Raw genomic sequence first — 13,527 nt, 5'->3', positions numbered from 1 at the left:
ATAAAAAAACAATTCGCCAGTTTAGCCGTTTTACCCTGCTCCGTCGCCTGAAATGCCAGCAGCCGGCACAGAATGGGTGGTCTGGCGATTGCGCCCATTCGTAAATTCAGGCATAAAGCGGAATCATGCTGTTTTCGCTGGAGGACCCCGCTGTGCATTATCAACCGAAAAGCGACCTGCTCAATCACCGTATTATCCTGGTCACTGGCGCTTCAGATGGCATTGGCCGGGAAGCGGCGCTGACGTATGCCCGTTATGGCGCTGAAGTGATCCTGATGGGCCGTAACCCTGAGAAGCTTCAGCAGGTCAAAGAGGTTATCGATCAACTTAATAAATGTGCTGCTCATACCGTCGTGTTTGATCTGGCTGAAGCGACACCGGAACGTTGTCATCAGGTAGCAGAAGAGCTGTCACAGCAGTTTCCGCGTCTTGATGGCGTGCTGCACAATGCCGGTATCCTCGGTGAAATCGTGCCGCTGGCGGAACTCGACCCTCAGATCTGGCAGCAGGTCATGAACATCAACCTGGACGCCACCTTCTTCCTGACTCAGGCGCTGTTGCCGCTGCTGTTGAAGTCAGATGCCGGTTCACTGGTGTTTACCACCTCCAGCGTTGGCCGAACCGGTCGCGCAGGCTGGGGGGCTTATGCCGTCTCTAAATTTGCCACCGAAGGCATGATGCAGGTGCTGGCGGATGAGTATAAAACGCAGGCATTGCGGGTGAACTGCATTAATCCGGGCGGAACGCGGACCAAAATGCGCGCCAGCGCCTTCCCGCAGGAAGATGCTAACAAGCTGAAAACGCCTGCCGATCTGATGCCGCTCTACCTTTATCTGATGGGTGATGACAGCCGGCGCAAAACCGGTATCAGCTTTGATGCGCAGCCGGGCAGAAAACCCGGAGCCGCAGAGTAGTGGCTGACGATCGTCATCAACAGCGTCAGCAGCGGCTAAAGGAGCAGGTCGATGCGCGGATTGCGGCAGCCACCGAGGTGCGTGGCATCCTGATGGTGTTCACCGGCAACGGCAAAGGCAAAACGACGGCGGCTTTTGGCACCGCCCTGCGCGCTACAGGACATGGCAAGCGTGCGGCGGCGATTCAGTTTATTAAAGGTGACTGGCCGAATGGTGAGCGTAATCTGCTGGAACAGCATGGTGTAGAGTTTCAGGTGATGGCAACCGGTTTCACCTGGGATACGCAGAACCGCGAAACGGATACCGCCGCCTGTCTGGCCGTGTGGCAGCATGCAAAACGCATGCTGGCCGATACGCAGCTTGACCTGGTAGTGCTGGACGAAATCACCTATATGGTCAGCATGGATTATCTGCCGCTGGACGATTTGATTACCGCTCTGCAACAGCGCCCGGCGCATCAGAGCGTAATCATTACCGGACGTGGCTGTCATCGCAGCCTGACTGAAATGGCGGATACGGTGACGGAGATGCGGCCGGTGAAGCACGCCTTTGATGCCGGTATACAGGCTCAGCAGGGCATTGACTGGTAACAGAAAAAGAAAACGCAGCCCTGGGGCTGCGTTTTTAGCAATCGGGCAACACGATTAACCGGAGTTACGTTTGCTGCCCGGATTGCGGCGTGGCGCACGTGGCGTGCTGCTCACTTTGCTGTGGCGTTTCACCGCACGACGAATCTGGTTCGCCTTGGTACGACGACGATCTTTTTCGACCACCAGCTTGGTGACCGTTTCATCATCCAGCTCCACCAGGTTACGCAGATAGTTAACCGCAGGCAGATCCAGTTCGGTCCAGCCACCGCGTGGCAGGCCTTTTGGTAACGTGATATCGCCGTAGCGGACACGCATCAGACGACTGACCTGCACACCGACCGCTTCCCACAAACGACGCACTTCACGGTTACGTCCTTCGGTCAGAGTCACGTTGTACCACTGGTTGATGCCTTCTCCACCGCCAAACTTCAGGGTTTTAAACGCAGCCGGACCATCTTCCAGCTGAACGCCCTTGCTCAGCTGACGAATTTTATCGTCGTCCACCTGACCAAACACGCGCACCGCATATTCACGTTCCACTTCACGGCTCGGATGCATCAGGCGGTTCGCCAGTTCACCGTCGGTGGTGAAAAGCATCAGACCACAGGTGTTCACATCCAGACGGCCAACGGCAATCCAGCGTGAGCCACGCAGACGCGGCAGACGGTCAAACACCGTCGGGCGGCCTTCAGGATCGCTGCGGGTACAGAGTTCGCCTTCCGGTTTGTAGTAAGCCAGCACGCGGCAGACTTCGGTTGCTGATTCAGCAATAGAAACCAGATGGCCATCAATACGGATTTTCAGGGATTTGCTGCTTTCGACGCGGTCGCCCAGGGTGGCGATCTTGCCGTCAACGCTGACACGGCCGGTAGCAATCATTGATTCGATTTCACGACGCGAGCCATGACCGGCACGCGCTAAGACTTTCTGTAACTTTTCGCTCATTGAGCTTCCTCTTTGTCGCCTTCCCAGGCGTCATGATTAGGTGATAATCCTTTCTAAATCAACAGGTTAACTTAGTAAGTTCGCCCCATTATACAGGCATTTAACGTTGAAGTAACGCGCTTTATCAGTACGCCAACAGCGAATAAAGAAGAGTCAGTCTCAGATAGTTTTAACCCTGATAATCTTTATGGCTGATTAAATAAGGATCGTTGCAATGATTAGAAAATATGTTTAATAAAATGCATATGTCGAAAACTTTATAGCTGAAGACAATTAAATTTCCTGACCACTCTTTTCTCATTAATGTCATGTCCGACAGATAAAAATCTTAACGCTATCTTACACTTCCACGACTTCGTACTGACCATTAATCCCCTGATAAAAAACGACATACCTGGCACAAAAAACCACAAATTAAGTTTTTTTTGATACAAAAAACCACAAATAACGCAAAACATCAGATTATTCTTAATGAAGATTTATTTAAAACCTTATTTCTCATGGCATTTGGTTTTTATAAGATTTAATAAATTGTACGACACTATTAAGCTGATACACTGTATCTCAGCAGCACAATAAAAAAGCAAAGGCCGTATTAAAGAGGCCTTGCGACATTGCAGTCTGGCTTTTGCCAATCGTTAATAAAAATAGTGTTTTTACATTAATCCAATAAACCGGCGCATCCGGAGTTGTTGCGTTAATACGGTTCAGTGATGAACCCTGCTTGCATGTCAAAAATCTTCACCAGGGATTTCCCGACATGCCTGAATAAAGAAAAACATCATGAGAAACCTGTTTCTGTGCCCGGTGCTCGCTGCACTGGTGCTGAGCGGGTGTTCCGTGGGCCACACCGAGTACAGTCGTACGGCGATGCAGCACGTAGATATGAGCGTGACAGGCATTCCGACGATCCTCGGTCTGGGTACACTGGGCACCAGCATTCCTCTGACGCCTGAATATAGCCTCACGGCTGCGCACGTGGCTAAAACTGCTGTGCAGCGTGTGAAGTCTTATCACCCATATTGCGACCTTGCGATTATTTATCACAAGAATGATGCCAGCACGCTGACTAAGTTCCGCAGCAGCGACATCGGCGATCCGGTTAAAATGTATGGCTACAGCTTTATTTCAGCGATGCCGGTTGAATCGTCCGGGGTTAATTTAGCCCGCACGGCTATTCGGAATAAATGGAATAAAAGCCCCTGCTTAGCGATGGCCTCGAATGCGGGCGTCGTTCAGGGAATGTCTGGCGGTGGCGTTTATAATCGGGATGATACGCTGGGCGGCGTTATTGTTGGCTATTCTGACTCGATTAAGAATGGGCGTAATAACAAAGTGATCCTTAAAGATGTATCACTTTATATTCCTTACGGTCAGTTTAAGAACTGGTTAGAGTCGAATCTGGCTCAGACACCGTCGCGCGGTGTCTGAAGCCCGACGTAATTACAGGAACGGGCGAGTATCGCCCACGCCTTCACGCACGATTTCTGGCGAATCGGTGGTCAGATCGACCACCGTGGTCGGCTGCTGACCCAGCGTACCGCCGTCGATGATCAGATCGACCAGCTTACCAATGCTGTGCTGGATCTCTTCCGGGTCTGACTCGGTAAAATCGTTGCCCGGCAGAATCAATGAAGTCGACATCATCGGCTGATTCAGTGCTTCCAGCAGCGCCAGCGCCACCGGATTGGAGGGCACGCGCAGACCAATGGTCTTACGCTTTTCATTCATCAGGCGACGCGGCACTTCTTTGGTCGCCTTGAGAATAAAGGTGTAGTTGCCTGGCGTGTTGTTTTTCAGCAGGCGAAAAGCCGAGTTGCCGACCTGCGAATAAACCGACAGCTCCGAAAGATCCCGGCACATCAGGGTGAAGTTGTGGTGCCCGTCGAGCTGACGGATACGGCAGATGCGTTCCATTGCGCCCTTCTCCTCCAGCCGACAGCCCAGCGCATAGCCAGAGTCGGTAGGATAGACAATAACGCTGCCTTTGTTCAGGTAGTCGACCGCCTGGTTAATCAGCCGTGGCTGGGGATTGTCCGGATGAATGTGAAACAATTGACTCATAGAAACCTCGTGTCACCTTTCCGTGATTGTCAGGCCGGGCGCGAGATCCGGGAAGCGTTCCCAGACCGGCTCAACCGCTGCGGGCAGCCAGAGTTTACGGCCCAGCTCAATCCACGGGCAGGGTTGATGAAAATCAGAACCTTGTGATGCGGCCAGTTCATTATCTCTGGCGTATTGTGCCAGTGTTGTACGCTCATTGGGTGGCTGCTGGCACTGCGCGACTTCCATCGCATCGCCGCCCGCCTCGCGGAAATGGGCGACCAGCCGTTTAAGCCACTTCGCCGATAAGCCGTATCGGCCAGGATGCGCCAGCACGGCACACCCACCAGAATGATGAATCGCATCAATAGCTTGTTTAATTGTACACCATTGTGGCGGCACGTAGCCGGTTTTGCCACGCGCCAGATAATTTTTGAATACCTGCACCATATTGTCCGCTTTGCCCTGTTCAATCAGGAAGCGGGCAAAGTGACCACGGGTAATGATGCCGCCATCAGCCAGACGCATCGCACCCGCCAGCGCATCCGGGATACGTGCCTTCGCGAGTCGCTCACCGATTTCTTCCGCCCGCGTCCGACGGCAGTCATGTTGTCCGGCCAGAAACGTCACCATCGCCGGATGATGAATATCAATGTTCAGGCCGACGATGTGAATCTCATGGTTCTCCCACAGCGTGGAGATCTCTGCCCCGGCCAGCACTTTTATCGGTAAATCGTGGTCGCGTGCCGTCTGTTGCGCTTCCTCTACCCCTGCAACGCTGTCGTGATCGGTGATCGCCAGTACGCCAACGCGCATCTCAACGGCTCGCTGCACCAGGTCTGCTGGCGTCAGTAAGCCATCGGAGGCGCGCGTGTGGCTGTGTAAATCATAAACCGGGAAACGGGCGATATCGCTCAAGAGAACTCCTGCTAAAACTAAACCGGCCAGCATGATAACGATTTTCACGGTCAGTGAAAAAGTGTATTGACATTTACGCCATGAACCCGTTAACTAGTACACAAGTTCACACGTAACGGGTATTCAATCATGGCTGTTGTAATCACGCATTTTAACGGTTGGCGCGATGTTCCCGAAAACGGGCGACAGGATCGTGCACACTTTGCGTAACCGCTGTGCTAATACCTGAGCCCGCCACCGAGCGGGCTTTTTTTTGAGCGAAATTCAGAGAAATCATCATGCCAAATGCGAAACCTACAGTGAAGTTGATTACCGGCACCGCGCCTTATCGCGAAGATCCGGCCGCAGTGTTTCACCAGCTGTGCGGCGCACGTCCGGCAACCCTGCTGCTCGAATCTGCGGATATCGACAGCAAGCGTAATTTAAAAAGTCTGCTGATTGTCGACAGCGCGCTGCGTATCAGCGCCATGGGTAATACGGTGACCGTTCAGGCGCTGTCAGAAAATGGCCGTGCCGTGCTGCCGCTGCTGGATGAGGCTCTGCCCGCTTCCGTCAGCAATCAGGTCCGTCCCGATGGCCGTGAGCTGACTTTTCCGCAGAGCACCGATCCGCATCAGGACGAAGATTCCCGTCTCAAAGCACTTTCGGTGTTTGATGCACTGCGACTGATTCCCCAGCTGGTTAACGCCCCTGCCGACGAGCGCGAAGCCGTGCTGCTGGGTGGTCTGTTTGCCTATGATCTGGTGGCTGGTTTTGAAACCCTGCCGGAACTGGATAATCAGCAGCGCTGCCCTGACTACTGTTTTTACCTGGCAGAGACATTACTGGTGATCGATCACCAGACCCGCAGCGCGCGTCTGCAGGCCAGCCTGTTCTGCCCGTCCACCAGCGAATTCCAGCGTCTGCAACGCCGTATCGAGCAGCTGCATGGCCAGATGCTGCAGCCAGCACCTGCGCTGCCGGTACAAAAGGTCGAACAGATGACGCTGACCACCAGCCAGAGCGATGAAGAATATTGTGAAGTCGTTCGCACCATGCAGCAGGCGATTCGCATCGGTGAAATTTTCCAGGTCGTGCCATCACGCCGCTTCTCGCTGCCGTGCCCGTCACCGCTGGCCGCCTATGACACGCTGAAAAACAGCAATCCCAGCCCATATATGTTCTTTATGCAGGATCAGGATTTCTCCCTGTTTGGCGCGTCGCCAGAGAGTTCACTGAAGTATGACGCCACCTCGCGTCAGATTGAGATCTACCCGATTGCCGGTACCCGCCCGCGCGGCCGCCATGCTGATGGCTCGCTGGACCGCGACCTCGACAGCCGCATTGAGCTGGAGATGCGCACCGACCATAAAGAGCTGGCTGAACATCTGATGCTGGTCGATCTGGCGCGTAACGATCTGGCGCGCATCTGCGTGCCCGGCAGCCGTTACGTGGCTGACCTGACCAAAGTTGATCGCTACTCGTTCGTGATGCATCTGGTTTCCCGCGTCGTCGGCACGCTGCGCGCCGACCTCGACGTGCTGCACGCCTATCGCGCCTGTATGAATATGGGCACGCTGAGCGGTGCGCCAAAAGTTCGCGCTATGCAGCTGATTGCCGGTGCTGAACGCACCCGTCGCGGCAGCTACGGTGGCGCGGTGGGCTACTTCACCGCGCAGGGCGATCTCGACACCTGCATCGTTATTCGTTCGGCCTATGTCGAAGATGGCGTTGCCACCGTTCAGGCGGGTGCTGGTGTGGTGCTGGATTCTAATCCGCAGGCTGAAGCTGATGAAAGCCGCAATAAGGCCCGCGCCGTTCTGCGCGCTATCGCGACTGCCCATCACTGCAAGGAGATCTTCTGATGGCCGATATTCTGCTGCTCGATAACATCGACTCTTTTACCTACAACCTGGTTGATCAGCTGCGGACCTTTGGTCACAACGTGGTGATCTACCGCAACAACCTGCCCGCTGAACTGTTAATTGCTCAGCTGGAGCGGATGGAAGATCCGGTGCTGATGCTGTCACCCGGCCCCGGCGCGCCAAAAGATGCCGGGTGTATGCCGGAGCTGCTGCGGGTGCTGCGCGGACGCCTGCCGATCATCGGCATCTGTCTGGGACATCAGGCGATTGTGGAAGCCTATGGCGGCCATGTAGGCCAGGCGGGCGAAATCCTGCACGGCAAAGCCTCGTCTATCGTCCATGACGACGAGGCGATGTTTGCTGGCCTGAGCAATCCGCTGCCGGTGGCGCGCTATCACTCGCTGGTAGGCAGCAACACGCCGGATGAGCTGACGGTTAATGCCAGCTTTAACGGGATGGTGATGGCGGTTCGTCATGAAACCGATCGCGTCTGCGGGTTTCAGTTCCATCCTGAATCGATTTTGACTTCTCAGGGCGCGCGCCTGCTTGAGCAGACGCTGGCCTGGGCGCTGGCGAAGTAACAGGGAGAATAACGATGCAACAGACACTGGAAAAACTTTACCAGGCGCAGACGCTGAATCAGGCTGAGAGTCATCAGCTGTTCAGCGCTATTATTACCGGACAGCTGGAACCCACGCAGCTCGCCGCTGCACTGGTCGCTATGAAAGTGCGCGGTGAAACGCCGGAAGAGATCGCCGGAGCCGCCACCGCGCTGCTGGAAGATGCGAAACCCTTTCCCCGCCCGGATTACGCTTTCGCGGACATCGTCGGCACCGGCGGCGATGGCAGCAACAGCATTAATATTTCTACGGCCAGCGCCTTTGTTGCCGCCACCTGCGGTCTGAAAGTGGCGAAGCACGGCAACCGCAGCGTCTCCAGCAAATCGGGCTCGTCTGACCTGCTGGCTGCCTTTGGTATCAATCTGGATATGCCCGCTGATCGGGCGCGTCAGGCGCTGGACGACCTTAACGTCTGCTTCCTGTTTGCGCCGCAGTATCACACCGGCTTTCGCCACGCGATGCCAGTGCGCCAGCAGCTGAAGACCCGCACGCTGTTCAACGTGTTAGGTCCATTAATCAACCCGGCGCGCCCGCCACTGGCGGTGATTGGCGTCTACAGCCCGGAACTGGTGCTGCCGATTGCGCAGACCCTGAAAGTGCTGGGTTATCAGCGTGCGGCGGTGGTTCACGGTGGCGGCATGGATGAAGTGGCGCTGCACGATGTGACGCATGTGGCTGAGCTGCGTGAAGGGGAAATCACCCGCTATCAGCTCTCGCCGGAAGACTTTGGTTTTGGCTTCCATCCCAAAGAGGCGCTGGCAGGCGGCACGCCGGAAGAAAATCGTGACATTCTGACGGCTTTACTCCAGGGTAATGGCCAGCAGGCCCATGAGGAAGCGGTCGCCGTTAACGTGGCGATGCTGCTTAAAGTATTCGGTCAGGAAGATCTGCGTGAAAACGCACAGCAGGCGCTTAACGCCATCCGCAGCGGGCAGGCTTATGAACGCGTCGTCGCACTGGCAGCAAGAGGATAATCATGAAAGGCACCGTGTTAGAAAAAATTGTTCAGGACAAAGCGATTTGGGTTGAAGCCCGTCAGCAGCAGCAGCCTCTCTCCACCTTTCAGAACAGCATTGAACCTGCCAGCCGTCATTTCTACGACGCGCTGCAGGGTGCAAGAACCGCGTTTATCCTGGAGTGTAAAAAGGCGTCCCCCTCAAAAGGCGTGATTCGCGAGGATTTCGATCCGGCCGCCATTGCCGGGGTTTACCGCCACTATGCTTCTGCGGTGTCCGTGCTGACCGATGAGAAATATTTTCAGGGCGACTTCGCCTTTCTGCCGATTGTGAGCGCCGCCATTACCCAGCCGGTGCTGTGCAAAGATTTTATCATCGACCCCTATCAGATCTATCTGGCCCGTTACTACCAGGCGGATGCCATTCTGCTGATGCTGTCGGTGCTGGATGATGAGCAGTATCGTCAGCTGGCCGCCGTGGCGCATAGCCTGAAGATGGGCATTCTGACCGAAGTGAGTAATGAAGAGGAACTGGAGCGGGCTATCGCGCTACAGGCAAAAGTCGTGGGGATTAACAACCGCGACCTGCGCGATCTCTCTATCGATCTCAACCGCACCCGTCAGCTGGCGCCGCGCCTGTCACACGGCGTCACCGTGATCAGCGAATCGGGCATAAACAGCTACGCAGATATTCGTGAGCTGAGCCACTTTGCCAACGGCTTCCTGATTGGCTCTGCCCTGATGGAAGAAGCTGACCTGACCGGTGCGGTGCGTCGGGTTACGCTGGGTAGCAATAAAGTGTGCGGTCTGACGCGTGCCGAAGACGCCCGTGCCGCCTATGAAGCTGGCGCAATTTATGGCGGTGTGATTTTCGCGGAAGGATCACCACGTCAGATTGACACCGCTACCGCGCAGAACGTGATCGCCGCCGCGCCGCTGCGCTACGTCGGCGTGTTCCGCAACAACTCTGTCAGTGACGTTGTCACACAGGCCAGCGCGCTTTCGCTGTCAGCAGTACAGCTGCATGGTAATGAAACACCAGAATTTGTGGCCGAACTGCGCGAGGCTCTGCCAGCAGAGATTCAAATCTGGAAGGCGCTGCGCATTGAAGGTGCCCTGCCGGCACGCGACTGGCCGCACGTCGACCGTTATGTGTTTGATAATGGCGATGGCGGAACCGGACAGCGTTTCGACTGGTCGCTGTTACAGGGGCAGACGCTGGACAATGTGCTGCTGGCCGGTGGCCTGAGTGCGGATAACTGTGTTGAAGCCGCGCAGCTGGGCTGTGCCGGACTGGACTTCAACTCGGGCGTGGAAAGCGCGCCTGGCATCAAAGATGCCCGTAAAATTGCCGCGGTGTTTCAGACACTGCGTGCCTACTGATTTGCCTGGCCTGCTCTACGGCGGGCCCGAGAAAGGAAGATAAAAAATGACGTTACTGAATCCCTACTTTGGCGAATTTGGCGGAATGTATGTTCCGCAGATCCTGATGCCAGCCCTGCGCCAGCTGGAACAGGCGTTTGTCGACGCCCAGAAAGATCCCGAGTTTCAGGCCGAGTTTACCGACCTGCTGAAGAACTACGCGGGCCGTCCTACTGCCCTGACGCTGTGTAAAAATCTGACGAAAGGCACCAAAACCCGCCTCTATCTCAAGCGTGAAGATCTGCTGCACGGTGGCGCGCATAAAACCAACCAGGTGCTGGGTCAGGCGCTGTTAGCCAAACGCATGGGCAAAAACGAAATCATTGCCGAGACCGGTGCCGGTCAGCATGGCGTCGCTTCCGCGCTGGCCTGTGCGCTGCTGGGCATGAAATGCCGCATCTATATGGGCGCGAAAGATGTCGAGCGTCAGTCCCCTAACGTGTTCCGCATGCGTCTGATGGGCGCAGAAGTGATCCCGGTTCACAGCGGCTCCGCCACGCTGAAAGATGCCTGTAACGAAGCGCTGCGTGACTGGTCTGGCAGCTATGAGACTTCACACTATATGCTCGGCACCGCGGCGGGTCCGCATCCCTTCCCGACGATCGTGCGTGAGTTCCAGCGCATGATTGGTGAAGAGACCAAAAAGCAGATTCTGGAAAGAGAAGGCCGCCTGCCCGATGCGATCCTCGCCTGCGTAGGCGGCGGTTCAAATGCCATCGGGATGTTTGCCGACTTTATCGATGAGACCAGCGTGAAGCTGATCGGCGTTGAGCCTGCGGGTCACGGCATTGAAACCGGCGAGCATGGCGCACCGCTTAAACATGGTCGCGTCGGCATCTACTTCGGTATGAAATCGCCGATGATGCAGACCCACGATGGCCAGATTGAGGAGTCTTACTCCATCTCTGCCGGCCTCGACTTCCCGTCGGTCGGTCCGCAGCATGCGCATCTGAACAGCATTGGTCGCGCGGAGTATGTCTCTATTACCGATAATGAAGCGATGGACGCCTTTAAACAGCTGTGTCGCGCGGAAGGTATTATTCCGGCGCTCGAATCCTCGCACGCGCTGGCGCACGCCCTGAAGATGATTCACGCTGAACCAGAAAAAGAGCAGTTGATTGTGGTCAACCTCTCTGGCCGCGGCGACAAAGATATTTTCACCGTTCATGACATTCTGACAGCGCAGGGAGAAATCTGATGGAACGTTACAATCAACTGTTTACCCGGCTGTCAGCGAATAACGAAGGCGCTTTCGTTCCTTTCGTTACGCTGGGCGATCCCTCTCCGGAGCTTTCACTGCGCGTGATTGACGCGCTGGTGGAAGGTGGCGCTGATGCACTGGAGCTGGGTATTCCCTTCTCCGATCCGCTGGCAGATGGCCCGACCATTCAGAACGCGACGCTGCGCGCCTTTGCGGCGGGCACCAACACCAGCCAGTGTTTTGAAATGCTGGCGACTATCCGCCGTAAATACCCGGATCTGCCGATTGGCTTGCTGATGTACGCGAACCTGGTCTTCACCAACGGCGTGGATGAGTTCTATGCCCGTTGTGCTGAAGCCGGTGTGGATTCGGTGCTGGTGGCGGATGTGCCGGTTGAAGAGTCTGCGCCCTTCCGTCAGGCCGCACTGCGTCATGGTGTAGCCCCTATCTTTATCTGTCCGCCTAACGCCAGCGATGAGCTGCTGCGTGAGATCGCGTCGCACGGACGGGGTTACACCTATCTGCTGTCACGCGCGGGTGTGACCGGTGCTGAAAACCGCGCCAGCCTGCCGCTGAAGCATCTGATCGACAAGCTGCGTGAATACCACGCCGCGCCACCGCTGCAGGGCTTTGGTATTTCAGAACCGGAACAGGTGAAGGAGGCGATCGCTGCCGGTGCAGCGGGCGCTATCTCCGGCTCTGCGATTGTCAGAATCATTGAAAAACACCATGCAGAGCCTGAGGTCATGCTGAGTGAACTGAAGAATTTTGTCAGCCGCCTCAAGGCCGCCAGCCGTTAATCCTGCCATCATGCCTTATCGCGCGATAAGGCATGATTTGTTTCCTTTTTTTTCATTCCGCTATTTGCCCTTTTTGCAAAATCTGCACCACAATGACAATGCGCCGTTACGGTAACGTCGCATCCATTTTGTGACAGGGAGAGAAAGCAATGAAATTCGTTAAACTGCTGACAGGTGCTGTACTGGCGGGCGTGGTTGCGCTGACACTGAGCGCCTGTGCGCCAACCGCAACCAAAGAGGGAACCGGTGGCTATATTGATGACACCGTGGTGACCACTAAAGTTAAAGGTGAACTGCTGAAAGATGACTCGCTGAAATCGACTGAAATCAACGTAGAAACCTTTAAAGGTAAAGTTCAGCTGAGCGGTTTTGTTTCATCACCACAGATGGCGAATCGTGCCGTTCAGGTTACGCGCAGCGTGCCGGGCGTGAAATCAGTCGTCAACAATATGCAGATCAAATAACGTCTTCACAGACAAAAAAAGGCCGCTAATTCAGCGGCCTTTTTCTCATCAGAAGCGGTAACCCGCCCCGAAGAAGAAGACCCATGGGTCGATGCGCATATTGATGTTCTGCTGCTCGCCAGCGGCTTTGAACTTCACTTCCGTATCGATATCCATGTACCACACCGACGCATTCAGCATCCAGTCGCGGTTAATCTGGTAATCCAGACCGACCTGGCCCGCAACACCCCATGAATCCTTGACGCTGAGATCGGTCAGGCCTGCATCACGACCGGTCTGGTTGAAATCGGCATCATAAAAGGTGGTGTAGTTGATCCCCACGCCAACGTAAGGGCGCGCTTTGCTTTTACTGTCGAAGAAATAGTACTGCGCCATCAGCGTCGGCGGTAACTGGCGTACGGTAGCCAGCGTACCGGTCGGGCCAAGACCCACTTTGTGACGGAAAGGCGTGGCGGCCAGTAACTCGACACCGATATTGTCCGTTGCCATGTACGTGAAGGTCAGGCCCAGCTGCGTGTCGTTAGTGGCGCTGAACTCGCCCATGCCTAACACGTTATCGGAACCCTCGGTGGGCCGGACGGTGGCGCTGCCGGCACGCATAAAGAAGTCGCCTGCTTCGTGGGCCATCGCCAGTTGAGGCAGAGCCAGGGCCAGCAGCATCGCGCATTTTGCCAGTTTCATTATCACTCCTTTGCTTAATGTTAATGTCGCGAACGGAATCGCTTTTTTTGCTGGCAATTATTTAACGTGATTTACAGAAAATTGCACTCAGTAGCCCTGAGATAAATTACTTAAAAAACAATGAATTGAT

General features: G+C 55.3%; 12 protein-coding genes, 1 pseudogene and 1 other annotated feature. Of the genes and pseudogenes, 9 read left to right on the top strand and 4 right to left on the bottom strand.

Annotated elements, in window-relative coordinates; translation table 11 throughout:
- Positions 1-152 precede the first annotated feature (152 nt).
- Together EGO56_RS08890 and cobO are read left to right on the top strand one after the other, a co-directional pair.
- The gene (locus EGO56_RS08890; RefSeq protein WP_135908590.1) at positions 153-914 is read left to right on the top strand and encodes a YciK family oxidoreductase; all 762 of its coding nucleotides are present in this window, start codon (positions 153-155) and stop codon (positions 912-914) included.
- Positions 914-1,504, top strand: coding sequence for a cob(I)yrinic acid a,c-diamide adenosyltransferase (gene cobO, locus EGO56_RS08885; protein ID WP_135908588.1), 591 nt, complete (start codon positions 914-916; stop codon positions 1,502-1,504). Before EGO56_RS08890 ends, cobO begins: the two co-directional genes overlap by 1 nt.
- A 54-nt stretch (positions 1,505-1,558) precedes the next feature.
- Here cobO and rluB read toward each other — a convergent pair whose 3' ends face one another.
- Positions 1,559-2,449 (bottom strand): 23S rRNA pseudouridine(2605) synthase RluB, encoded by an 891-nt coding sequence (rluB, locus tag EGO56_RS08880; protein WP_135908586.1) that lies wholly within the window; start codon positions 2,447-2,449, stop codon positions 1,559-1,561.
- 783 nt (positions 2,450-3,232) lie between these two features.
- Here rluB and EGO56_RS08875 point away from each other — a divergent pair.
- Positions 3,233-3,880, top strand: a complete 648-nt coding sequence (locus tag EGO56_RS08875; protein WP_033783249.1) for a hypothetical protein — start codon at positions 3,233-3,235, stop codon at positions 3,878-3,880.
- Positions 3,881-3,892: 12 nt separating this feature from the next.
- Here EGO56_RS08875 and EGO56_RS08870 read toward each other — a convergent pair whose 3' ends face one another.
- Together EGO56_RS08870 and rnm are read right to left on the bottom strand one after the other, a co-directional pair.
- On the bottom strand, positions 3,893-4,513 hold the full coding sequence (locus EGO56_RS08870; protein WP_013358020.1) for an L-threonylcarbamoyladenylate synthase: 621 nt from the start codon (positions 4,511-4,513) through the stop codon (positions 3,893-3,895).
- Positions 4,514-4,525: 12 nt separating this feature from the next.
- Positions 4,526-5,410 (bottom strand): RNase RNM, encoded by an 885-nt coding sequence (gene rnm / locus EGO56_RS08865; RefSeq protein WP_135908584.1) that lies wholly within the window; start codon positions 5,408-5,410, stop codon positions 4,526-4,528.
- A gap of 153 nt (positions 5,411-5,563) precedes the next feature.
- Positions 5,564-5,665 (top strand) — a sequence feature (Trp leader region).
- 23 nt (positions 5,666-5,688) lie between these two features.
- Here rnm and EGO56_RS08860 point away from each other — a divergent pair.
- The 6 genes and pseudogenes from EGO56_RS08860 (at position 5,689) to EGO56_RS08830 (ending at position 12,716) form a co-directional block, all read left to right on the top strand.
- Positions 5,689-7,254, top strand: a complete 1,566-nt coding sequence (locus EGO56_RS08860; protein WP_013358022.1) for an anthranilate synthase component 1 — start codon at positions 5,689-5,691, stop codon at positions 7,252-7,254.
- Positions 7,254-8,848: pseudogene (gene trpD / locus EGO56_RS22495) on the top strand (bifunctional anthranilate synthase glutamate amidotransferase component TrpG/anthranilate phosphoribosyltransferase TrpD). The gene EGO56_RS08860 and the pseudogene trpD overlap by 1 nt, the downstream one beginning before the upstream one ends.
- Before the next feature lie 2 nt (positions 8,849-8,850).
- Positions 8,851-10,212: a bifunctional indole-3-glycerol-phosphate synthase TrpC/phosphoribosylanthranilate isomerase TrpF gene (trpCF, locus tag EGO56_RS08845; RefSeq protein ID WP_135908582.1), complete on the top strand. Its 1,362-nt coding sequence runs from the start codon at positions 8,851-8,853 to the stop codon at positions 10,210-10,212.
- Positions 10,213-10,258: 46 nt separating this feature from the next.
- Positions 10,259-11,449, top strand: a complete 1,191-nt coding sequence (gene trpB / locus EGO56_RS08840; protein ID WP_013358026.1) for a tryptophan synthase subunit beta — start codon at positions 10,259-10,261, stop codon at positions 11,447-11,449.
- Entirely contained in the window at positions 11,449-12,252 is an 804-nt protein-coding gene (trpA, locus tag EGO56_RS08835) for a tryptophan synthase subunit alpha (RefSeq protein WP_033783257.1), read from the top strand. The genes trpB and trpA overlap by 1 nt, the downstream gene beginning before the upstream one ends.
- Positions 12,253-12,401: 149 nt before the next feature.
- Positions 12,402-12,716: a BON domain-containing protein gene (locus tag EGO56_RS08830; protein WP_009089937.1), complete on the top strand. Its 315-nt coding sequence runs from the start codon at positions 12,402-12,404 to the stop codon at positions 12,714-12,716.
- A 48-nt stretch (positions 12,717-12,764) separates the two neighbouring features.
- Here the strand turns inward: EGO56_RS08830 and ompW are convergent, their stop codons facing one another.
- Positions 12,765-13,397 (bottom strand): outer membrane protein OmpW, encoded by a 633-nt coding sequence (gene ompW, locus EGO56_RS08825; RefSeq protein WP_033732824.1) that lies wholly within the window; start codon positions 13,395-13,397, stop codon positions 12,765-12,767.
- Positions 13,398-13,527 lie beyond the last annotated feature (130 nt).

Source organism: Pantoea vagans (assembly GCF_004792415.1).
In the GTDB taxonomy this organism is placed as follows: Bacteria; Pseudomonadota; Gammaproteobacteria; order Enterobacterales; family Enterobacteriaceae; genus Pantoea; species Pantoea vagans.
This window is presented reverse-complemented; position numbering and strand designations above follow the sequence as displayed.